Source organism: Rhizobium sp. CCGE 510, assembly GCF_000292525.1.
Classification (GTDB): Bacteria; Pseudomonadota; Alphaproteobacteria; order Rhizobiales; family Rhizobiaceae; genus Rhizobium.
Map to the genome: position 1 here is coordinate 728,022 of NZ_AEYF01000045.1, position 22,331 is coordinate 750,352.

The window sequence follows — 22,331 nt, forward strand, 5'->3', positions numbered from 1 at the left end:
GACGTTACGAACAAGAAAATCAACCGCCGAGTGAGATTTAAAACCACAAAGAGATGGTTGAATATTGGAGGGCTGCTTTGCCTGCGTCCCTTTCCATAGCTATCTGTCTGCTTCCGCCCCTATGTCGGCCATTGCCGATTGCGACGCGCAATGACCGCTAATGGCGCATTGCAGTCCTCGCCGGCGTGGGATTCCACGTCAGCATGATTTGCGATCCAGGACTGGCAAATTCCGGCTTTAAACAACAAGCCCCGAGCCTAAGGCCAATCGGCATAGCCTGAGGACAGCATGCTGTTTTCCGAGCCGGCGGAGGCGCGGGCGATCTCACGGTAGCCGGCGGGGGAAAGGCCGGTCTTGCGTTTGAAGAAATGACTGAAATAGGTCGGGTCGCGAAAGCCGAGACTGTCGGAAATTTCCTGGATGTTGCGGGCCGAGCGCTCCAATCTCAGTTTTGCCTCCTGCACCACGCGCTCATGCAGAAGCTGGATCGGCGAGCGGCCGAGCGCCCTTTGGCAGATCGCATGAAGCCGGTCGGCCGTGACGCCCAATTCCGCGGCGTAGTCGCTGATCGGCCGGTGCTGGCGGAAGCCGGCCTCGACCAGCTGCCGATATCTTTGCAGGATCGATCCGGTTTCGCCCCGCCCGCGCGGCTCGCTTCTCTCGCCGTCCCCGCGCCACAGCGCCATCAGAATCAACCTGATATAGGCAGACGCGACCATCCAGGAGGCGCGCGAGGGATCACTGAGCTCCCGCACGAAGCCCAAAATCAGCGGACTGATTTCGACAATCAGCAGAGGATCCAATGCCTCGACCAGCCTGCGCTGCTCGGTGAAGATTCGCAGCGAGTAGGATTCCACCTTGTCGCCAATCGCATCGACCATGATTTGCGGCGAGGTTCCGACGAGATGGGCCGCGGTTCCGGCAGAAATCGACAGGTCGCAGCGAGCCTGAGGCGGCAGGAAGGCAAGCAGCGGACCCTGCAACGGCCGATCCTCGCCACTGTCGAAGTGAAGCTCGGCCCGCCCCTCCCCGAGCAACAGGAAATGGTGGAAATCGGCATAAAGCCCCTTCTGAAGACGGATGCGCCGATGCGACAGCGACGGAGCATGCCACTCGCCCCTGGCATAATGATGAATGCCGCCGTCCGTCGCCAACGCCTCTCCTCCGCTTCCATCAAACATTGCAGCAATCGCCGAATAATTACAATATTAACCCAATAAATCGCATTCCATCCGCAGATGATCGGCGTAACCTTGTCGTCGTCAGCCTTTGGGAGGAGGCATTCCGACAGACGCAGCAACGCTTAAACAGCTTTCGGGCTGCGGCGTCCGCTCGTCTTCTCCCCATGGCAACAATGCGGAGTGAAACGGTGTTTTCGGCAAAGCTGATGATCAACAATGAGGCGCTGGAGGCTGCCGAAGGGACCACCTTCGAACGCATCGATCCGTTGACCGGCGATGTCGCAACGATCGCTTCGGCTGGATCCGTCGTCGACATGACGCGGGCAGCCAATGCAGCCGCTGCCGCCTTTCCCGATTGGTCACAGACCGGCCCCGGCGAACGGCGCAGGCTGCTGAATGCCGCGGCCGATCTGCTGGAGGCCCGCGCGCCGGAGCTTATTGCCGCCATGACCGGCGAAACCGGCGCCACCGCGCAATGGGCGGCGATCAATTGCGGGCTCGGCGCCGAAATTCTTCGCGAGGCGGCGGCGATGACCACGCAAATATCAGGCGAACTCATTCCGTCGGGCATTCCCGGCAACCTCGCCATGGCCGTGCGCCAGCCGGCCGGCGTCTGCGTCGGCATCGCCCCCTGGAATGCTCCGATTATTCTCGGCACCCGCGCCGTCGCCATGGCGCTTGCCTGCGGCAACACGGTCGTCCTGAAGGCCTCCGAACTCTGCCCGAAGACCCATGGCCTGATCGGCGACATCATGCGAGATGCCGGTTTCCCGCGCGGCGTCGTCAATGTCGTCTCTAACGCGCCGAGCGATGCCGCCGTCGTCGTCGAGGCCCTCATCGCCCATCCGGCCGTGCGCCGCATCAACTTCACCGGCTCCACCCGTGTCGGCAGGATCATCGCTGAAGCCTCCGCACGCCATCTGAAACGCTGCCTGCTTGAACTCGGCGGCAAGGCGCCGTTCATCGTGCTTGCCGACGCCGATATCGACGAGGCCGTCAGCGCCGCCGCCTTCGGGGCCTTCATGAACCAGGGGCAGATCTGCATGTCGACCGAGCGGATCATCCTCATGGACGAGATCGCCGACCAATTCGTCGGCAAATTCGGAACGAAAGCCGCGACCCTCGTCGCAGGCCACCCAGGGGACGGCAACACGCCGCTCGGGACGCTGATCAACGCAGAGGCCGTGCGCCGCGTCAGATCGCTGATCGACGACGCGCTGCAGAAGGGTGCCGTCCTTGTCTGCGGCGGTCAGGCCAACGGGACGCTGATGGATGCGACCGTGATCGATCACGTCACGCCGGCCATGCGCATCTACCGCGAGGAGAGTTTTGGCCCGGTCGCTGCGATCATTCGGGTCGGCAGTGTCGACGAGGCCGTGACGGTGGCCAACGACAACGAATACGGGCTTTCGGCCGCCATTTTCAGCGCCGACGTCAATGCCGCGCTTGCCGTCGCCATGCGGCTCGAATCCGGCATCTGCCACATCAACGAAGCCACCGTTTCCGACGAGCCGCAAATGCCGTTCGGCGGCGTCAAATCAAGCGGCTACGGCCGCTTCGGCGGCAAGGCCGCGATCGATGAATTTACCGAGCTCAGATGGATCACCATGGCATCGGGAAAACGACAATACCCGATCTGAATTCAGATCGGAATAAACAATGTGAACGGGCTGGGAGGCCCAAGAGGGAGGAATGATTTCATGAACGGCATTTTCCGCAGCGCAAAATTCAACGCGGCATCGCTCACCCGCCGCTCTTTCATCGCATCGGCCGCAGCGGGCGGAACAGCACTGGCGCTTTCCGGTCGCACAGCCTTCGCTCAAAGCAGCGATACGCTGAAGGTCGGCTTCATCAGCCCGCGCACCGGCCCGCTCGGCGGCTTCGGCGAGACGGACGGTTACGTGCTCGACCTCGCACGCAAGGCGCTGGCGAACGGCCTGCAGGCCGGCGGCAAGACCTGGAAAGTCGAGATCCTCGACCAGGACACACAGTCCGATCCCTCACGCGCCGGCCAGCTGGCGAAAGATCTTATCAACAACCAGGCGATCGACCTGATGCTCGCCGTGTCGACCCCCGAAACCATCAACCCGGTGGCCGACGCCTGCGAAGCGGCCGGTATTCCCTGCCTCTCGACGGTCATGCCCTGGGAGGCCTGGTATTTCGGCCGCGGCGCCAAGCCGGGCGCACCCTCGCCGTTCAAGTGGACCTATCATTTCGGCTTCGGCGTCGAAGAGTTCCACAAGGCCTACGTCTCGCAGTGGAACCTGATCGAGACCAACAAGAAGGTCGGCGTCATGTATCCCAACGACGCTGATGGTAACGCGATCCGCGCCCATCTGGCGCCGGCGCTTGCGAAGGAAGGCTTCACCATCGTCGATCCCGGCGCCTATGAAACCGGAACCACCGATTTTACGGCGCAGATCGCTCTCTTCCGGCAGGAGGGTGTGGAGATCTTCAATTCGTTCCCGATACCGCCAGATTTCGCCGCCTTCTGGCGTCAGGCGGCGCAACAGGGCCTCACCCAGCAGATCAAGATCTGCCAGGTCGCCAAAACAGGCCTGTTTCCGTCCGACATCGAGGCGCTCGGCGATCTCGGCATAAACATTGGCAGCGCCGCCTACTGGCATAAGGCCTTCCCGTACAAATCGACGTTGACGGGCGTGTCCGGAACCGAACTCGCAGACGGCTATGAAACCGCAAGCGGCAAACAGTGGACACAGCAGCTCGGCGCCAGCCTTGCACTTCTCGATGCCGGCTTCGATGCGTTGAAGGCCAGCACCGACGTCAAGAGCAAAGAGGCCGTGGCCAAAGCGATAGCCACGCTGAAGACGACGACGATCGCCGGCAAGGTCGACTTCACCAGCGGCCCCGTCGCCAACGTCTCTCCTGGGCCGATCATCGGCACGCAATGGGTGAAGGCGGCCGAGGGTTCGAAATTCGCGCTCGACTATGTCGTCACCGAAAACGCCACTGACCCCAATGTTCCGGTCGGCGCCAAGCTCATCGCTTATAACGGATAACGCGCGGTGCAGCAGCTAGCTCAAAATCGGCCGGGGGGAGCCTTCCTCTCGGCCAAGGGGATCCACAAGCAGTTCGGCGCGCTCGTCGTCCTGGAGAATCTCGATTTTTCCATGGGCGATGGCGACGCGGTCGGCATCGTCGGGCCGAATGGCGCGGGCAAGACCACGCTGCTCAGTGTGCTCGCCGGCGCCTTCCCGCCAAGTGCGGGAAGCATCACCTTCGATGGCGCCGACGTCACCAGCCGGACAGCGGCGGAGCGCTGCCGCTCCGGGCTCGTTCGGACCCATCAGGTTCCCAAACCCTTCAGCGGCATGACGACCTTCGAAAACGTCTTCGTTGCCGCATCGCACGGCAATGCCGCAAGCCGCGACGAGGCCTATCAGCGTGTGGTGGATTCGCTGTCGCTCTGCGGCATGCTCGGCGTCGCCAACCGCCCGGCCGACACGCTCGGCCTTCTCGATCGCAAACGCCTGGAGCTTGCCCGTGCGCTGGCCACGCAGCCGAGGCTGCTGCTGCTCGACGAGATCGGCGGCGGGCTGACCGATGGCGAGGCGAGCGAACTCGTCGAAACCATCCTCGAATTGCGCCGCCGCGGCATCGGCATCGTCTGGATCGAACATATCGTCCATATCCTCCTGCAGGTGGCGGAACGGCTGATCTGCATGGACGCCGGCAGGATCATCGCCGATGGCGAGCCGAAAGCGGTCATGAGCAATGCGGAGGTGGTCAAGGCCTATCTCGGGGGGACACCCGCATGAGCCTTCTCTCCATCCGCGACCTCGACGTCCGCCACGGCCTGCTTCAGGCGGTGCGCGGCGTCAGTTTCGATATCGCCAAGGGTGAGGTGCTGGCACTGGTCGGCGCCAACGGCGCGGGCAAGACGACGCTGCTCAGATCGATCGCCGGCGCCCATCTTCCATCCTCCGGCCAAGTCCTTTTCAACGATGAAGATCTGGCGGCCGTCCCCTCCCACAAACGGATCGCCAAGGGCATTGCCCTGGTGCCGGAAGGCCGGCGGCTGTTTTCGCAGATGACCGTGGAAGAGAACCTGCTTCTCGGAAAGAGTTGCGGCCGCAAGGGTGAATGGAGCGTCGACCGCGTCCTCGACGCTTTCCCGAACCTCAAACCCCGCCGCCATGCCAAGACCGGACATCTCTCGGGCGGGGAACAGCAGGCGACTGCCATCGGCCGGGCGCTGATGAGCAATCCCGATATTCTTCTGCTGGACGAAGTCTCGCTGGGACTTTCGCCTCTGGTCGTCGATCGCGTCTACGCCCAGTTGCAGGCATTGCTGACGTCGGGAACGACCATCGTGCTCGTCGAGCAGGACCTTGCACGCGCCATGAGCGTCGCAAGCCGTGTCATCTGCATGCTGGAAGGACGCATCGTCCTCGACAGGCCGGCCGCTGCCGTCACCCGCGAGCACGTCACCCAGGCCTATTTCGGATTGCACCGGGCCGCCGGCGAAAGGAGTGCATCATGATCAACACCCTGATCCAGGGCATCTTGCTCGGCGGCTATTACGCCGTCATCGCCTGCGGCCTGTCCTTCATGTTCTCCGTCATGCGGATCATCAATCTCGCCCATGGCAGCCTGGCGGTCGCGGCCGCCTACGGGCTGTGGCTGCTTGCCGCCAAAGCCGGGATTCCGCCTTTCGCCGGCCTGCTGATCGTGCTGCCCGTCATGGCGGTCCTCGGCTGGCTGCTGCAGCGCTTCATCCTCGAACGCAGCGCCCGCGGCGGCACGCTGCTGCCGATCCTCACGACCTTCGGCCTGTCGATCGTCATCGACAACCTGCTGTTCGAGCAGTTCGGCGCCGACACGCGGTCGCTCGCGCCCTTCATCGGCAACCTTTCCTATGCATCCTGGCAGCTGCCGGGCCACATCTTCGTCGGCAAACTTGCCGTCATGATGATGGTGACGGCAGTCCTCATTCTCGGGGGGCTGCAGTTTTTCCTTGGCCGCTTTGCGCTTGGCCGCGCCATCCGCGCCACGGCGGAAGATCCCGATACGGCCGGATTGGTCGGCATCGATGCACGCAGGGTCAATGCCGTCGCCACGGCGATCACCATGGTCACCATCGGCATTGCCGGTGCCTTTCTCGGCATGCGGGCAACGTTCAGCCCCTATGCCGGCGGCCCGCAGCTTCTCTTCGCTTTCGAGGCCGCTGTCATCGGCGGAGCAGGATCGCTGTGGGGCACACTTGCCGGCGGCATCATCCTCGGTCTTGCCCAATCGCTCGGCGCGCAATTGCATCCGCAAGGATTCCTAATTGGCGGCCACGCCGTCTTCCTGCTGGTGCTTTTCATCAGGCTGTCCCGCTTCGGCATGCCTCAACTCGACAAGCTCGGTGCGTTTTTCAACCTTCGCGCACGTCTCCGGAGCCCGACATGACCCTTGTCTCCAACGGCATATCGATAGAACGCTGGACGAAATCGTCGCGGGTGGCGCTTGGCGCCATGGCCGCGGTGCTTGTCCTGCTGGCGCTCGCCCCGGCCGTGCTCGGCGCCGGCGCGATCGACCGGATGACGGCCCTGTTCATCTATGTAATCCTTGCTGCCATGTGGAATGCGCTCGCCGGTTTCGGCGGGCTCGTTTCGGTCGGCCAGCAGGTATTCTTCGGGCTCGGCGCCTATTTCACCATTCGGCTCGCCGATGCCGGGCTCGATCCGTTCATCGCGCTCTTTGCGGCCGCGATCGTGACCGGCGCGCTGTCGATCCCGCTTTCGCTGTTCATGCTGCGGCTGAAGGGCGGCGAGTTCGCAATCGGCATGTGGGTCATCGCCGAACTCGCCCACCTGCTCGTCAACCTCGACCGGCTGATCCAGGGGGAAACCGGAACCTCGCTGATCTCGCTCAACGTCTATGACAGCGGCACGCGCCGGACAGCGATCTACTGGCTTGCGCTCGCTTCCATGGCGGCCCTGCTCGGCGCGCTCTTCATGCTGATGCGCAGCCGCGCCGGCGCTGCCATGCAGGCGATCCGCGACAATGAAGAGGCGGCGACCTCGGTCGGCGTGCGCGTGATTGCCACCAAGAGGCTGCTGTTCGTGCTCGCCGCCTTCGGCATCGCCATTGCCGGAGGCCTTTGGCTGGCGACCGCCACCACCTTCCAGCCGAAGACCTATTTCAGCGTTCAATGGACGGCCTACATGATCTTCATGGTGCTGGTCGGCGGGATCGGCAAGTTTGAAGGCGCGATCCTCGGCGCCGTGCTGTTCTTCATGATCGAGACATTCTTCGGCGCAGCCGGCGTCTGGTACCTGATCGGCCTCGGCGCCACCGCCCTGATTTTCTCGCTCTATCTGCCGCGCGGCCTTTGGGGCGAAATCGAGCGCCGCTTCGACCTGCAACTTCTTCCCGTCGGCTACCGGCTGAAATTGCCCGGTCCGAACAAGATCAAATGGGAAGAATGAGCCGGCTTCCGAATTCTGTTGTGAAAGGTGATGTTCATGCTTTTTGGTAAAACAATCCTGGTGACCGGCGTGGCTTCCGGCATCGGCGCCCGGACGGCGGAACTGGCCGGTCAGATGGGCGCCGAGGTGATCGGCATCGATGTGCGCGAGCCGGTGGTTGGAAGTGGCGCCTTCATCAAGGGTGATCTGTCCACACCATCCGGCATTGCCGAAATCGTCGCCCGACTTCCGGCCCGCCTCGACGCGCTCGCCAATGTCGCCGGCCTCTCAGGCAATACCGGCATCGTCGCGACGCTCGCGGTCAATTTTTACGGCCTTCGCGCCCTGTCTGAAGCCGTGGCGCCACGCCTGCGCGAAGGCAGCGCCATCGTCAGCGTCGCCTCGATCGCCGGCTATGGCTGGCGCGCCAATCTCGAGCGGGCAAAGACCTTGACCGGTATCGAAGGCTTTCCTGATGTCGCCGCTGTCGTGGCCGACCACGGACTCAAGAACGAGGAGGGCTATCCGCTTTCCAAGGAGCTGCTGCTGCTCTGGACCATGCGCGCCGCTCACCAGCCGCTGTTCAAGAACCGCGGCATCCGGGTCAACGCGGTCAGCCCCGGGCCGGTGGAAACGCCGATCCTGAAACAGTTCCGCGCCGTGCTCGGCGACGCCAGGGTCGACAGCGACATCACCCGCGTCGGCCGCGCCGGCACCGCCGCCGATATCGCACCCGCCGTGCTCTTCCTGTGCTCGGACGGCGGGCGCTGGATCAACGGCGCCAATCTAGCGACCGACGGCGGCCTCGAAGCATCCATCAACGCCGAAGTCCTCGGCTTCTAGTTCTTTTCCCAAGGAGACACCCGATGAATATTTCCCTCCTGATCAACGGCGCTGACCGCGCAGCCTCCGGCGGCCGGACCTACGACCGTCTCGATCCCTTCACCGAGAAGCTCGCAAGCCGCGCCGCCGCCGCCAACCTGGAAGACGTTGCCGCCGCCGTCGACGCCGCCGCCGTCGCCTTTAATGCCTGGTCGAAGACCGGCCCCGGCCAGCGCCGCGCGATTCTGATGAAAGCGGCAGACATCATGGATTCCAAAGTGGGCGAATTTACCCGGCTGATGATCGAGGAAACCGGCGCCACCGCGCCCTGGGCCGGTTTCAACGTCATGCTTGCCGCCAACATCCTGCGCGAGGCCGGCGCCATGACGACGCAGATATCAGGCGAAATCATCCCCTCCGACAAACCCGGCACGCTTGCCATGGGCGTCCGCCAGGCCGCCGGCGTCTGCCTGGCGATCGCTCCCTGGAACGCGCCCGTTATCCTCGCCACCCGCGCCATCGCCATGCCGATTGCCTGCGGCAACACCGTCATCCTCAAGGCATCCGAACAGTGCCCGGGCACGCACCGGCTGATCGCCACAGCGCTGACCGAAGCCGGCCTGCCCGCCGGCGTCATCAACGTCATCACCAACGCGCCGGAGGATGCGCCTGAGATCGTCGCCGCGCTGATTGCTCATCCCGCCGTCAGGCGCGTAAACTTCACCGGCTCGACCAAGGTCGGCAGGATTATCGCCGAGACCTGCGGCAGGCATCTCAAACCCGCCCTTCTCGAACTCGGCGGCAAGGCGCCGCTGGTGATCCTCGACGACGCCGATATTGACGGCGCCGTCAATGCCGCCATTTTCGGCGCCTTCATGCATCAGGGCCAGATCTGCATGTCGACCGAGCGGATCATCGTCGATGCGACCATCGCCGATCAGTTCGTCGCCAAGCTCGCCGCCCGCGCCAGCCAGCTGCCGGCCGGCGACCCACGCGGCCATGTCGTGCTCGGCTCGCTGATCAGCCTCGATGCCGCCAAAAAGATGGAGGAGCTGATCGCCGATGCGACCGCCAAGGGGGCAAAACTCGTGGCCGGCGGCAAGCGCTCCGGCACCGTGGTCGAGGCGACACTGCTCGATCACGTCACATCCGACATGCGCGTCTATGCGGAAGAATCCTTCGGCCCGGTCAAGCCGATCATCCGTGTCTCCGGCGAGGAAGAAGCGATCCGCATCGCCAACGATACCGAATATGGCCTGTCGTCCGCCGTCTTCAGCCGTAACGTGCAACGGGCGATGGCGGTTGCGGCACGGATCGAATCCGGCATCTGCCACATCAACGGCCCGACGCTGCACGACGAGGCGCAGATGCCCTTCGGCGGCGTCAAGGGCAGCGGCTACGGCCGCTTCGGCGGCAAGGCGGCAATCGCCGAATTCACCGACCTGCGCTGGATCACGATAGAGGATTCCGCCCAGCATTACCCCTTCTGACGACGAAAACACATCAACGCGCCACAACGGCTATTGCGGTTGTGGCGCAGCCATGTTCAGGCCGAGAAACCATCCAGTGCGTCGGCGAGCTTCAGCCAGAGATCATGGGGAGGTGAAGGAATCGCTCGCGAATCTTCATCGGAAACCCGGATTTCGACAGCGACCCCGTTCGATCTAAAGCCCGCCAGCATCCGACGAAATCTCGTCGCCTTGTCCGCGAACTGATCTGAACCACGTTCTCCCAGCACTGCGCGGATCGTCACCAAGGCGAGATTGAAGTTCTTCTGCAATTGTCCGAAGGCGCCGCGATGCTTGTCCCGCATGCCTCCATGGAGATCCCCGTGGGCGAGAGCAGCCATCGCGTCGTTGAAATCGGACAGATTATCGCCAATCGATACGATCAGCTCATTGAGGATAGCGGCTGAACGGGAGAGATCCGGATCGGCATAGTCGGCTTTCATTCGCCGCGTCAGATCTCCGCCCTGGACAGCCGTCGCCAATGCGGCGATCTCCGCGGAGAATCTGGCTTTCTGATCGTTGAGATCGGTTGACGCTTTAATGCTGGCGGCATCGTCAGGAACTCGATCCTGATACGCCGCATTCGACCCCGAGCCGTTCGTTGTCTCGACCATGCACATGGAGCCTTAACGCAAAGCACCGCAGCCGTAAGACCAGCCGCGGATCATAAGGGCATAACTGCTATGGACCATGTCGAATTCCCGCATCCCTGCCGACCAATCGTGCCGCTCCCAGATTACCTGTGACAAGCGCGATCCAATCCAAGGCCGCAACGCTTAAGAAAGTCCTTCGCCGTCGCCGCAGTTGGATCTTTCGCGCGCAGTCCGGATAGTATCTGCGTATTTCGATCGTGATTGCGCGGCCCGCAAACGTCTTTCGAAGGCGGCAGCTCGACATAACATTGGCGCGCTAGGGCTAAAACAGCAACTCGCCCATGCAGAGCTTTCTCAGCGCGACGGCGATATTGGCGAGCAGCGCTTCCTTTTTCGGGCCGCGATCAGGATAGCGGGTCATGTTGTCGCCATTGTGCATGAAGACATATCCCCCGCGGCCCGTCGGGGTTGGAAATTGCCAGATCCAGTCCGCCGGCTTCGGATCGTGCTCGGGGCCGATATCGGTCAGCCAGATCGCGCCGGGCGGCGGGTCGGTCCATCCGCGCACATACTGGCCGAAAACGCCTTTCCAGCCGTCGAAGCCCTCCCCCAGATCGGAAAAGATCCCGAAGCGGTCATCGCGTATGCGAACCTTGATATTGGTGAAAGGACGCGGGGGAACAGCGTGAAACGGCGCCATGAAGGGCAGCCAGGGCTGGCATGGTTCGGCCGCGATGATCAGGTTTCCGCCGCGCTCCAGAAATGCGATCAGATCGTTCGCGCGGCTCTTGAGGAAAAACTCGTCATGGCTGCTTGGGATATAGAGCGTGTCGGTCTTTCCAAGCAGTTCGGGGCCGAGCTGATAAAGCGGAGCGAATGCGGCTTCAAAGCCGGCGTGTCCGAGGCTGTCCTCCAATCCGTCTGGATGCCATTCCGACGGGACATGCGAGCATTGCAGATAGGTGAACCGGTTCCTCGCCGGCCGCTCGATCCCGAGTTCGCGGTTCAGCCAGGGATAGAAGGAGCGGAGGAACCGCGTGGTCGCCGGCATAAAGCGCTGGCCATTGTGCGAATGCGGATCCAGCGTTGCGAGCAGCAGGCGTCCGCCGCCCGGCAGCGACGGAAAATCGAGAAACAGACTGCCGGCTCCATCGTTGATCTCAAGAATGGAGCGCGCGCCATCTGGGACATTGTAGGAGCCGCCCCAATGCCAGCTCATGTGCGAGAGCGGCAGGCTTTCGGTGATCGGGTGGTGCGGTTCGGAAAGCCTGACCTCCAGCTTTTCGCCCTTCGTCCACCACAGCCAGTCGCGACAGTTTCCAGGCGTCCATTCAAGCCCCGGAATGTCGAGCCAATCGGCATGGCCCTGCAGGCAGACGACGAGAAAACCGCCGCCTCCGAGATAGGCGTTCAACTGTTGCGCGTGCGGAAGCGCTGCGGCTGCATCCATCGCATCCGGCATGACGACGGCGGCGTAAGGCGACAGATCGACCTTCGGCAGGTCGTGGATGTAGATGAGATCGTCGATATAATGACGGAAATCCTGGAAACTTCGTAGCTGCCAGCTATTGCCCCAATGGATATAGGCGATGCCTTTTCCCGGCGAGGTGGCGTCAGCCATCGAAACGGGCTCCTTCATGACGGAAGACGGGCGCGTAGGTGTGCTTGGCCAATCCATCGAAATCCGCGCGCGCGACCGGCAGATCGTAGAGATCAGTCAGGTTCTCGGCGCTCAGCGCATCCGCAGTCGGGCCCAAGACATAGCGGCTGCCGCTGGTCATCAGCAAAACGTCGCTCGCAATCTCCACCGCGTGCTGCGGCATGTGGGTGGAAAAGGCGATCGTCATGGCATGCAGATCCCTCAAATGCGCGAGCAGGCGCAGGACCTTGTCTTGGTTCTTGTAATCGAGCGCGGCGCAGGGTTCGTCGAGAACCAGGAGTTCGCATTCCGATGCCAAAGCCTGGGCGATCATCACCAGCTGGCGCTGGCCGCCGCTCAGCGAATTGAAGGCCTGCGGTTCGAGATCTTCGATATCGAGCATCTCGAAATAATGCCGCGCGATCTCGTAATCTTTGCGGCCCGGCGCGCCGAACAGCCCAAGGTGACGCGCCCGTCCCATCAAGACGATATCGAGAGCGGAGTAGGAAAAGGGCACTTCGAAAAGCTGGGGCACGAAACCGACCTGCCCACCGATCGAAAGCCGGCCCGACTTCGGCTTGATGACGCCGATCAGCGTATTGATGAGGGTCGTCTTGCCGACGCCATTGGCGCCGAGCACGGCCAGGATCCGCCCCCGCTCCAGGCGGAGGCTATAATTCTTCAGGATGGTTTTGCCGCCGCGCTCGACGGTGAGATCGCTTGCCTCAATCACCGGACCAGCCTCCCTTTGCATGCAGGCGGCGCAGGATCAACGCGAAAACAGGAACGCCAATCAGCGCGGTGATGATGCCGAGCGGGATCTCGGCGGTGCTTACCGTTCGCGCGAGATCGTCGACGATCAGCAGATAGATCGCGCCGATGACGCCGGAGACCGGCAGCAGCCGCTGGTGGTCGGCGCCGACGAGCGCGCGGGCGACATGCGGGATGACGAGGCCGACCCAGCCGATGATGCCCGAAGTCGCGACTACGCCCGCCGAAATCATCGCCGAAGCCAGCAGGACGATCCACTGCACCAGCACGACCTTGGTGCCGAGCGCCCTCGCCTTTTCTTCGCCGAGCGACATGATGTTGATTTGAAAGCGGAGGAGATAGATCGCAACGGCGGACGGCACGACCGCCACCGCTATCAGCAGAACGTCCCAATAGCTGCTGGATGCGATGCTGCCCATCAGCCAATAGGTGATGGCGGGTAGTTTCTGGAAGGGATCGGCCAGTAGTTTGGCAACCGAAATCGCCGCCGAAAAGAAGGCCGATATGACGACGCCCGCCAGAACCAGCGTCAGCATGCTGGTGCGCCCCCTGACCGTCGACAGCAGCTTGACGAGGAAAATGCTGCCCATGCCGAAGAGGAAGGCCATCGCCAAGAGAATGTAGTCCTGCAATCCGATGAGGATCGCCAGCGTCCCGCCGAAACCGGCCCCTGATGTCACCCCGATGATGCCGGGATCGACCAGCGGATTGCGGAAGAGGCCTTGCAGCGCCGCCCCCGAGATCGCCAGGCCGAAGCCGACGACAACGGCCGCCATGATGCGCGGCAGGCGGACCTGCTCGACCACGACCTCCTGCACCGGATCCCAGTAAGGCGTGACCAACGGATGGACGTTGTCGATCAGGATATAGGCGACATCCCGCACCGACAGGTCGTAGCGGCCGATCGTTACCGAATAGAGGATGGCTGCGGCCAGCAGGACGATCAGACCGGGAAGGACGGAAACCGAAGCCAGTTTCCGTCCTGGCAAGCCAGGCACAGTGGCGCTTGCCGGCCGCCCAGCTTCGCTTGTCCGCCGCGCAGCTTCGCTTGCGCGGGGGTTAGCCGAAGAATTGGACATATTTGTCCGCCGGCGCGTTGCTTTCGGATTCGAGGATCGCCTTCAGTTGATCGTCCGTCAGCGCGGCGCCGTAGATTAGCTTGTAGACATCGCGGATCTGCTTTCTGAAATCCGGCGCGAAGTCGGCGCCATGGGCGACAGCCGCCAGCCATTCCGACGTCAGGAAGATCTCGGGCGCATCCGGCGTGCGGGCAAAGACCGGCTGCTTGTAGACGCGTTTCTCCTTGACCGCCTTGAGATTGGCAAGGACCGGGTTGTCGAAGAAATCCTTCGGATTGAGGTCGGTCGCATAGGCCGGAATGATGATGATGTCGGGGTTCCAGACCAGCAACTGTTCGAAATCGACAGTGCGCCACCATTCGCCGCTCTTGTCAGCCGCCGGATTGGTCACGCCGCTGAGCGAGAGGTCCTGCGAACCGTTGGCGATGACCTGGATTTGGTCGGCCACCTTGTCGATGTGCAGGACGGAGGGAAGCGCTTCCTTGTCAAGCTTGGCGACTTTGCCGTCGAGCGCCTTCAACGTGTCGGCCTGCGCCTTCAGGATCGCCTGGGCCCGGTCGTTGCGGCCGGTCATGGCGCCGGTCAGCGAGATATAGTCGAGGCGATCCTGCTCTGTGCAGCACCGCCAGCCGACGACGGTGAGGCCGACACGCTCCAAGGGCTCGATGAGCTTTTCATCATGGTTCCACTGGATGACGGCGTCCGGCTTCTCAGCCAGGATCGCCTCGACATTCGGCACGAAACCGTCCTGGGCGGCGCTGGCATTGATCTTCGCCATTTCAGGCAGCATCTCGGCATAGATGCCCTTGGTGAAATAACGCACCAGCGAGTCCCTGTTCATGCCGGCGATATTGTCCGCCTTCTCGTCCACGGCGCGATAGATGATCGGCGCCGACCGGACGATCGTCACCACCCGTTCCGGCGGCTTTTCGAAGGTGATCGTCTTGCCGCGGTGATCGACAAACGAACTTTCGGCATGCAGCGTTGCCGGCAGGAAAAGCGACAGGGACATTGCCAAGGCAGAAAAAGCCTTGCGGCGGCGGGACATGGACCACTCCTTTGACTGGCACCCCCAGCTCCTTGGCAATCGGAGCGGCGGCGATAACAGGTAAATAACATGAGTTCTCTAGTCATGTTATTTACCGCTGTCCAGCACAAGTTGGACGCGGCAATCTCCGGGAACCTTTTGCGCAGATCTGCGTCCAATGCCTGCTTCCAAAGGCGCACCACCGCCGCGGAAGGCATTCCGTCACACGGACACAAAGGAGACAGATCATGTTGAAACAAATTTTCGGTGCAGCACTGATAGCCGCCTCGCTCGGCACGGTTTCGATCGCCGCCGATGCCAAGCCGACCGACCCTCAGATCGCTCATATCGCCTATACGGCGGGGCAGATCGACGTCACCGCCGCGGAACAGGCGTTGAAGAAAAGCAAGAATGCCGAAGTCATCGAATTCGCCAAGACCATGGAGCGCGACCACAAGGCCGTCAACGATCAGGCGCTCGCACTCGTCAAGAAGCTGAAGGTGACGCCTGAAGACAATGCCATCAGCCAGTCGCTGTCGACACAGGCGAGCAAGGAACTGACGACGCTCGGCGCTCTCGACGGTGCGGCTTTCGATAAGGCCTATGTCGAAAACGAAGTCGCCTATCACAAGTCGGTCAACTCAGCGCTTGCCAAGGTGCTGATCCCCTCGGCGCAGAATAAGGAACTCAAGTCGCTCCTGGAAACGGGCCTGACCTTGTTCAAGCAGCACCAGATGCATGCCGAGCATCTTGCCTCGATGATGAAGTAGGCTTGCGATGAACCGGCTGATGAAATCGCTGCCGCTGCCGCTTGCGCTGTTCTGGGCAAGCAGCAGCGTTGCCTCCGCCGCGGAATATCAGGTCACCATTGCAGGAATGAAATTCAGTGCGCCACCTGCCGAACTGCATGTCGGCGATGTGATCGTCTGGCGAAATGATGATATATTCCGGCATACGGCAACAGCGCGCGACAAAAGCTTCGATATCGATCTGCCGCCGAAATCGGAGGGCCGCATGACGATCAGCCGAGCGGGAGCGGTCGACTTCTACTGCCGCTTTCATCCCGCCATGACGGGTAAACTGAACGTCCGGCCATAGGGGCGGGCGTCAATCAAAGACGGCAGGCAGGCGGAGGATTCCCATGACAGCCATTCCGGTTCCGGTCCCGCGACACCGGCCGTTTCAGCCGACACTTTCCGACGCCGACCTCGTGCCCCTCGCAAAAATGGGCGACGAGCCCGCTATCCGCGCCATCATTCAGCGCCATAACCAGCGCCTGTTCCGCACCGCGCGCGCCGTCATTCGCAACGATGCGGAAGCGGAAGACGTCGTTCAGGCGTCTTACATCAAGGCCTTCACCAACCTGACGACGTTCCGGGGTGAGGCGGAGCTTTCGACATGGCTGACCCGAATTACGCTCAACGAGGCGCTGGGCCGGGTACGGGTTCGGAAGAACACCACCGGGCTGGAGGAAATCGACATGCAGGCAACGTCCGCGAGTGGGCAGATAGTGGTGCAGTTTCCGTTTTCCCTATCCACAACAGATCCGGAAACCGAGCTGTCGCGGAGCCAGGCGCGGCATCTCCTCGAACAAGCAGTCGACGAACTTCCCGATGATTTTCGCGCCATCTTCGTGCTGCGTGATGTCGAGGGTATGAGCACCAACGAGGCCGCATCCTACCTCGGCATAAGACCCGAAACCGCGAAGACGCGGCTCCACCGGGCGCGGAAATTGATGCGCCAGTCGATCGAAAAGCGGCTCTCGGGCGCATTCTCGGCGCTATTTCCATTCGATGGCGCCCGCTGCGCTTTCATGGCCGACCGCGTCATCGCTGCCCTTCGCCAGCCGTCATAATACTGCCGCCGTATCGACGGCGCGCCCCCGCCCGTCGCTATGAGGCAAGCGCCTGCCTGATGCCGGCGAGGCCGCGACGCAGGAACGGGTCCGAGTGAATGTAGAAGAACTGCACGCCCTTCTCCCGCCAATGCGGCAGTTCCTCGGCGGTCACGAGTGTACCGGCAATCTTGCCTGCGGCGCGAATCTTGCTGACGGCACGCGCGACCTCGTCCAAGACGGCTGCCGGGCGCGGCTCGCCGAACGGCGGAGCCGGCGGATACCCCATATCCTGGGAGAGGTCGCCGGGACCGACGAAGAACACGTCGATGCCGTCAACACGAAGCATCTCGTCGAGATTGGCGATCGCATCCTGCGTCTCGACCATGGCGATCACCAGCCGCTTTTCGTAATCAGATGGCTGGGCATAACGGACGGCATCGACAATCGCACGCGCCTGTTCTGAAGTCTCGACCATCGGCACCATGATCCCATCGGCGCCGGCATTCAAATAGCGGATGATGACGGGACGTTCGTGCGAATGCGGGCGGACGATCGCAGCGCCGCCGGCAGAGCGAACGATCTGGGAGGTCATCCTGACATCCTCGAAGCTCCAGGTGCCATGCTCGCAGTCAACGAAGACCGAATCCGCGCCAAGTTCCACTAGCCGGGCGGCCAGGCCCGAAGAGGAGTGGTGGGGCGTAAACATCGAGATGGCTTCGCCGGCCTGCAGCCGGGCACGCAGCTTTGCGCCGTTCATGATGTCCTCCTATTTCCTTGGTTTCGGCATATCGGGCGTATCGGCCGGCGCGCCGACCCAGCGCGCGGTCTCGATATCGGCGGATGTGTCCCGCATGAAGGTCGGGCAGATGTGAAGCTCGGGGATGACGGCGCCCTTCTGCAGGCTTGCGCAGAGCGCGATTGCCCTCGCCACGTCATGCGGATCGAGCATGACGGCACGCTCGCTTTCGAGCGGCGGCCGTGCGCGGTTGTCCATGATCGGCGTGTTGGTTTCGCCGGGAAGGATCGTCGTCGCCCGGATACCCTGGTTTCGATAGGTGTTGTGAACGAAGGTCATGAAGTTCTTCACGCCGGCCTTGGCAGCGCCATAGGCCGCTCCGCCCAGCAAGTTCGGATTGAGTGCGGCAAGCGAGGAAACGGTGATCACCGTGCCGCCGCCATTGGCGATCATGTCGGGCAGGACGGCCTGGGTGAGGTTGAAGACGGCGGTCAGGTTGACGTTGACCGTGGAGTTCCACTCCTCCTCGCTGAGGAAACGCGCACTCAATATCTTACTTGCGCTTCCGGCATTATTGACGAGGATATCGACCGGGCCGATGCCGTCCTTGATCCACTTCACGCTTTCGAAGATTTCCAGCCGCGATTCAATGTTCAAAGGCCGGGTGAAGGCCTTGCCGCCCCGCTTCTCGATCAGACCGGCGACCTCCCGCAGCGGCGCCATCCGGCGGCCGGTCAGAACGACGGTGGCTCCTTCCTCGGCAAGAAGGATCGCGGCCTCGCGACCGATGCCCGTTCCCGCTCCGGTAACGAGCGCGATCTTTCCGTTCAACAGGCCCATGATGGCTTCTCCTATTCCGCGGCCACCGCGGCCGCGCCCTTGTAGCCATATATAAGCTTCGCAGCCCTTGGCGTGATCAGGCCTTCGGCTAGATCCTGTTCGATCAGTGCGGCCGGACGCTCGCTCACCTTGCCCCATCCGCCGCCGCCCGGCGTTTCGACCTCGAGCCGCTCGCCGGTCTTCAGGACGACCTTGCCCTTCGGAAATTGCGGCCGGCCTTCTTTGCTGACCTTGCCCGGGGCGCCGTCCTGCCCGTCGACGACACCGAAGCAGGGATGCCGGACACGCTCGGATGCGAGATAGATGTTCATTGCCGAGCGGCCAAGATTGCGCAGGATTGCGCGCTGCCCCAGGCCGCCGCGATATTTGCCGGCTCCGCCGGAATCGGCGATCAGCTCCTTGCGCTCCATCAGCACCGGCACGGCGATTTCGAACATTTCGATGGCCGTCACCTTGCAGTTCGATGGAAAGCTCAGCGTGTCCAGCCCGTCGAACTCCGCGCGGGCGCCCTGACCGCCATGGAAATTCTGCACCGATCCATATTGCGAGCCGTCGTCCCTGCGGCCGACGCAGTTGGCCGCCCATATCGGCGCGCCGCCGCTGTCGCCCATGACCTTGTCAGGCACTACGCCTTCGAGTGCCCGGAAGATCAGGGAGGGGATCGCATGGCCGATCAGGTTGCGGGAATTGCCCGCCGTCCACTGCTCCGGATTGAGAACGGAGCCCAATGGCGCTTCGTCGGTGATCGGCGTGATGCAACCCTCATTGTTCGGCGTATCAGGATCGAGCAGGCATTTCAGCGCATAGACGGAATGGGCATAGCGGTAGTTGGTGCGGCAGTTGATCGAATGGAGAACCTGATCGGATGTGCCGGCGTAATCCACATGGATGGAATCGTCGCCGACGATGACCGTCGCCTTCAAGGTGATGTCGGTCTCATAGCCGTCCAGCGTCATCTGCGCCGAATAGCGGCCATTCGGCCACGCCTTGATCGCCTTGCGGGTCTGCGCCTCCGAGCGGGAATGGATCGCTTCGGCGAGGCCGTCGATATCGTCGAGGCCGTATTCGTCGAGGAACTTCACCAGTTCGCGGCCCATGACATTGTTGGCGGCGATCATCGATTCCAGATCGCCCTGGACTTCGGTCGGAAGCCGCACCGAGGCGGCGATGATGTCGAGAACGTCCTGATTGGGAACGCCGGCCTTGTGCAGTTTGACGATCGGGAAGCGGATACCTTCCTCGAAGATGTCGCTCGCTTCCGCATGAAGCGGCGCGCCGCCGATGTCGGGCAGATGGGCGATCGAGCCGGCATAGGCAACCACCTTGCCGTTCTTGAAGATCGGGGTGATCATCGTCACATCGGGCAGATGGCCGGTGCCGATCTCCGGATCGTTGGTCGCGAGAACGTCGCCTTCGGCAAGCGTTTCCGCCGGAAACTTCGGCAGGAAATATTTCTGCGCCGCGGCTGGCAGCGAGGTGATGAAGACGGGGATAGACCAGGTGCATTGGGCAAGCGCCCGCCCCTTGCTGTCGAGCAGCACCGTGACGTAATCGTGGTTCTCGCGGACGATCGGCGAGAAGGCCGTCTTGCCGAGCACGTTGTCTGCCTGATCGGCGATGAAGATCAAGCGGTTCCACATGACCTGCAGATTGATCGGATCGTTGAAATCGGTAGCGGTGTTCGACATCGGAATTCGCCTTACTGAATGTTAATCACGAGGTTGCCGTTGGCATCGACGTGGAAGACGCCGCTTGGCCCGACGACGGCCGTGGATTCGCGCTGTTCGACGATCGCCGGTCCCGCAAATTCCCGATCCACCGGAAGCTTGTAGTGGTCGTAGACAGGCGTCTCTGCATAGGCGCCGAGTTCTTGGAAATAGACTTGGCGTTGCCCCTTCAACGCATCGGCGACCTTGACTTCATGAGGCCGGGTCACCCGATCCTTTTCGCCGCTGGCGCGAAGCCGCCAGGTGATGACCTCGACGGACGCCTTGACTGTGCGGCCGAACAGCTCGCGATAGAGCTTGTAGAAATTGGCGAGCAGCTGCTTGAGGAATTCCTCCTTCGGCAGGCCGCGATCGGGCAGAGCCACGGTGATCTCGTGGCCCTGGCCGACATGGCGCATATCGACCGTGAAGCGGTTGGTGATCGTCTCCTTGGCGATGCCGGCGGCGGAGACCACCTCGGTGCCCTGCGCAGCCAGATCGTCCAGCAGACGGTCGACCGCCGCGACATCCCAATTGTCGACCGGCATCGGATGACTTGCGGAGAGATCGACGGCGACCGGCGCGATCAGCAGGCCGATGGCCGAGGTGACGCCTGCCCCCGTCGGGCAGATGATGCGCTTGATGCCGAGCTTGCGGGCGATACCGTAGGCATGCACCGGGCCCGCGCCGCCGAATGCCACCATCGGCAGCGACCGCGGATCGACACCGAGATCGGTGGCATGCATGGCCGCCGCCTTGCTCATGGATTCATTGACGAGATCGTGAATGCCCCAGGCGCAACGGTCGACGCTGACATCGAGGGATTTGGCAAGTACGGCCATCGCTTCGCGCGCGGCGTCCTTCGACACTTTGAAGGAACCGCCGACGAAGGACTCCGTCCCCATATATCCGAGCAGGATATCCGCATCGGTCACCGTCGGCTGCGTGCCGCCACGCTGATAGGCAGCCGGACCGGGCATCGCGCCTGCCGAATGCGGGCCGACATCGAGGAGGCCAAGCGGGTTCTTTGCTGCGATCGAACCGCCGCCGGCACCGATTTCGATCATCTGGATCGACTGGATCTTCAGTGGAAAGCCCGAGCCCTTGCGGAAACGCTGATAGTGGGCAACCTCCAGGTCCGTTCCGACGGTTGGTTCCCCATTCGGGATCAGGCAAAGCTTGGCGGTGGTGCCACCCATGTCGAAGGAAAGCACGCTTCCCTCGCCGGCAATGCGCCCGAACTCGGCAGCAGCGACGGCGCCGGCCGCAGGCCCGGATTCGATCAGACGAACAGGAAGCTCGGCCGCACGCTGGCTCGGCACCAGACCGCCCGACGAGGTCATCCAGAGAACTTGACGGTCGATGCCTTTCTTGGCGAACTCACGCTGGAGATGGGCAACGTGACCGGCCATCTGCGGACGCGTATAGGCATTGACCACCGTCGTCGATGCGCGGTCGAATTCCCGCATTTCAGGGCAGACCTCCGACGACAGCGATACGAAAATATCGGGGTCCTCCTCACGCAGGAGGGCGGCCACGCGCTGTTCATGCTGCGGATATTTATAGGCGTGCAGCAGGCACACGGCGACGGAACGGATGCCCTTCTCCTTTAGACGCGACGCGATTTCACGGACGGTCTCTTCCTTGAGTTCCGTCATCACCGCGCCATCGGCCGCGATCCGCTCGACGGCGCCATGGCTGTTCGACCGCGTGACCAGTGGATCCGGATATTTGATATTGAGATCGTAGAGGTCGTAGCGGCCTTCGTTGCGGATGCGCAGCATATCCTGAAAGCCATCGGTGGTGATGAAGCTGGTCTCGACGCCCTTGCGCTCCAGCACGGCATTCGTCACCACGGTCGTCGCACCCAAGACCTGCAGACGCTCGATCGAGATGGCGGAGGAGAATTGCTCCAGGAGTTCCGACACGCCCTGCACGACGGCTTCCGCCGGGTTCTTCGGCGTGCTCAGCACCTTGTGAAGATGGAGATCGCCATTATCGTCAAGCAACGCGAAGTCGGTGAATGTGCCGCCAGTGTCGAAAGCCAGTTTTGCCATGTTTCCCTCGAAGCAACGGTTGGTCTCATGCGGTTTCGGAGACCCTTATGTCTACTGAGGAGGTTAGGTGATCGGCGACCGGCTTGGCTAACACAGTTGCCGTCTGCCGCCATAGGGTT

Annotated in this window: 21 protein-coding genes; 11 read left to right on the forward strand and 10 right to left on the reverse strand. The window is 62.4% G+C overall.

Features of this window, described 5'->3' with window-relative positions:
- Window positions 1-257: 257 nt before the first annotated feature.
- Window positions 258-1,154 carry an AraC family transcriptional regulator gene (locus tag RCCGE510_RS27420; protein ID WP_007635629.1) on the reverse strand — a complete coding sequence of 299 codons (897 nt, stop codon included), beginning with the start codon at window positions 1,152-1,154 and terminating at the stop codon, window positions 258-260.
- A gap of 200 nt (window positions 1,155-1,354) precedes the next feature.
- Between RCCGE510_RS27420 and RCCGE510_RS27425 the strand changes: the two genes are divergently transcribed.
- From RCCGE510_RS27425 to RCCGE510_RS27460, 8 genes are read left to right on the forward strand one after another with little or no spacing between them, the layout of a single operon-like run.
- On the forward strand, window positions 1,355-2,821 hold the full coding sequence (locus RCCGE510_RS27425; protein ID WP_037079821.1) for an aldehyde dehydrogenase: 1,467 nt from the start codon (window positions 1,355-1,357) through the stop codon (window positions 2,819-2,821).
- A gap of 60 nt (window positions 2,822-2,881) precedes the next feature.
- Window positions 2,882-4,201, forward strand: a complete 1,320-nt coding sequence (locus RCCGE510_RS27430; protein ID WP_007635633.1) for an ABC transporter substrate-binding protein — start codon at window positions 2,882-2,884, stop codon at window positions 4,199-4,201.
- 6 nt (window positions 4,202-4,207) lie between these two features.
- Window positions 4,208-4,960 (forward strand): ABC transporter ATP-binding protein, encoded by a 753-nt coding sequence (locus tag RCCGE510_RS27435; protein ID WP_007635635.1) that lies wholly within the window; start codon window positions 4,208-4,210, stop codon window positions 4,958-4,960.
- A complete protein-coding gene (locus RCCGE510_RS27440; RefSeq protein ID WP_007635637.1) occupies window positions 4,957-5,685 on the forward strand; it encodes an ABC transporter ATP-binding protein in 729 nt (242 codons plus the stop codon). Before RCCGE510_RS27435 ends, RCCGE510_RS27440 begins: the two co-directional genes overlap by 4 nt.
- Window positions 5,682-6,596: a branched-chain amino acid ABC transporter permease gene (locus tag RCCGE510_RS27445; RefSeq protein ID WP_007635639.1), complete on the forward strand. Its 915-nt coding sequence runs from the start codon at window positions 5,682-5,684 to the stop codon at window positions 6,594-6,596. The genes RCCGE510_RS27440 and RCCGE510_RS27445 overlap by 4 nt, the downstream gene beginning before the upstream one ends.
- The gene (locus RCCGE510_RS27450; RefSeq protein WP_007635641.1) at window positions 6,593-7,618 is read left to right on the forward strand and encodes a branched-chain amino acid ABC transporter permease; all 1,026 of its coding nucleotides are present in this window, start codon (window positions 6,593-6,595) and stop codon (window positions 7,616-7,618) included. Before RCCGE510_RS27445 ends, RCCGE510_RS27450 begins: the two co-directional genes overlap by 4 nt.
- A 36-nt stretch (window positions 7,619-7,654) precedes the next feature.
- Window positions 7,655-8,440 carry a coniferyl-alcohol dehydrogenase gene (locus RCCGE510_RS27455; protein ID WP_037080011.1) on the forward strand — a complete coding sequence of 262 codons (786 nt, stop codon included), beginning with the start codon at window positions 7,655-7,657 and terminating at the stop codon, window positions 8,438-8,440.
- Window positions 8,441-8,463: 23 nt separating this feature from the next.
- Complete coding sequence (locus RCCGE510_RS27460) at window positions 8,464-9,909, forward strand: aldehyde dehydrogenase (RefSeq protein ID WP_007635645.1); 1,446 nt, start codon at window positions 8,464-8,466, stop codon at window positions 9,907-9,909.
- 56 nt (window positions 9,910-9,965) lie between these two features.
- On the opposite strand, the gene RCCGE510_RS27465 is transcribed toward RCCGE510_RS27460, so the two are convergent.
- The 5 genes from RCCGE510_RS27465 to RCCGE510_RS27485 form a co-directional block, all read right to left on the reverse strand.
- Window positions 9,966-10,541, reverse strand: coding sequence for a hypothetical protein (locus RCCGE510_RS27465; protein ID WP_007635648.1), 576 nt, complete (start codon window positions 10,539-10,541; stop codon window positions 9,966-9,968).
- Between the two features lie 301 nt (window positions 10,542-10,842).
- Window positions 10,843-12,141, reverse strand: a complete 1,299-nt coding sequence (locus RCCGE510_RS27470) for a hypothetical protein (RefSeq protein ID WP_007635653.1) — start codon at window positions 12,139-12,141, stop codon at window positions 10,843-10,845.
- The gene (locus tag RCCGE510_RS27475; RefSeq protein ID WP_007635655.1) at window positions 12,134-12,892 is read right to left on the reverse strand and encodes an ABC transporter ATP-binding protein; all 759 of its coding nucleotides are present in this window, start codon (window positions 12,890-12,892) and stop codon (window positions 12,134-12,136) included. Before RCCGE510_RS27475 ends, RCCGE510_RS27470 begins: the two co-directional genes overlap by 8 nt.
- Complete coding sequence (locus RCCGE510_RS27480; RefSeq protein ID WP_240539687.1) at window positions 12,885-13,919, reverse strand: iron ABC transporter permease; 1,035 nt, start codon at window positions 13,917-13,919, stop codon at window positions 12,885-12,887. The genes RCCGE510_RS27475 and RCCGE510_RS27480 overlap by 8 nt, the downstream gene beginning before the upstream one ends.
- A 70-nt stretch (window positions 13,920-13,989) precedes the next feature.
- A complete protein-coding gene (locus RCCGE510_RS27485) occupies window positions 13,990-15,057 on the reverse strand; it encodes an ABC transporter substrate-binding protein (RefSeq protein ID WP_007635659.1) in 1,068 nt (355 codons plus the stop codon).
- Window positions 15,058-15,284: 227 nt separating this feature from the next.
- Here RCCGE510_RS27485 and RCCGE510_RS27490 point away from each other — a divergent pair, with 227 nt between their 5' ends.
- Genes RCCGE510_RS27490 through RCCGE510_RS27500 form a run of 3 tightly spaced genes read left to right on the forward strand, consistent with a single transcriptional unit; the run spans window position 15,285 to window position 16,891 of the window.
- The gene (locus tag RCCGE510_RS27490; RefSeq protein ID WP_007635661.1) at window positions 15,285-15,806 is read left to right on the forward strand and encodes a DUF4142 domain-containing protein; all 522 of its coding nucleotides are present in this window, start codon (window positions 15,285-15,287) and stop codon (window positions 15,804-15,806) included.
- 7 nt (window positions 15,807-15,813) lie between these two features.
- Window positions 15,814-16,134, forward strand: coding sequence for a cupredoxin family copper-binding protein (locus RCCGE510_RS27495; RefSeq protein ID WP_007635663.1), 321 nt, complete (start codon window positions 15,814-15,816; stop codon window positions 16,132-16,134).
- A gap of 43 nt (window positions 16,135-16,177) precedes the next feature.
- On the forward strand, window positions 16,178-16,891 hold the full coding sequence (locus tag RCCGE510_RS27500; protein WP_007635666.1) for an RNA polymerase sigma factor: 714 nt from the start codon (window positions 16,178-16,180) through the stop codon (window positions 16,889-16,891).
- A 37-nt stretch (window positions 16,892-16,928) separates the two neighbouring features.
- Here RCCGE510_RS27500 and RCCGE510_RS27505 read toward each other — a convergent pair whose 3' ends face one another.
- From RCCGE510_RS27505 to RCCGE510_RS27520, 4 genes are read right to left on the reverse strand one after another with little or no spacing between them, the layout of a single operon-like run.
- Complete coding sequence (locus tag RCCGE510_RS27505; protein WP_007635668.1) at window positions 16,929-17,630, reverse strand: aldolase/citrate lyase family protein; 702 nt, start codon at window positions 17,628-17,630, stop codon at window positions 16,929-16,931.
- A gap of 9 nt (window positions 17,631-17,639) precedes the next feature.
- Window positions 17,640-18,449 (reverse strand): SDR family NAD(P)-dependent oxidoreductase, encoded by an 810-nt coding sequence (locus RCCGE510_RS27510; RefSeq protein WP_007635670.1) that lies wholly within the window; start codon window positions 18,447-18,449, stop codon window positions 17,640-17,642.
- 11 nt (window positions 18,450-18,460) lie between these two features.
- On the reverse strand, window positions 18,461-20,137 hold the full coding sequence (locus tag RCCGE510_RS27515; protein WP_007635672.1) for a hydantoinase B/oxoprolinase family protein: 1,677 nt from the start codon (window positions 20,135-20,137) through the stop codon (window positions 18,461-18,463).
- Window positions 20,138-20,148: 11 nt separating this feature from the next.
- Window positions 20,149-22,212, reverse strand: a complete 2,064-nt coding sequence (locus RCCGE510_RS27520) for a hydantoinase/oxoprolinase family protein (protein WP_007635674.1) — start codon at window positions 22,210-22,212, stop codon at window positions 20,149-20,151.
- Window positions 22,213-22,331: the final 119 nt, after the last annotated feature.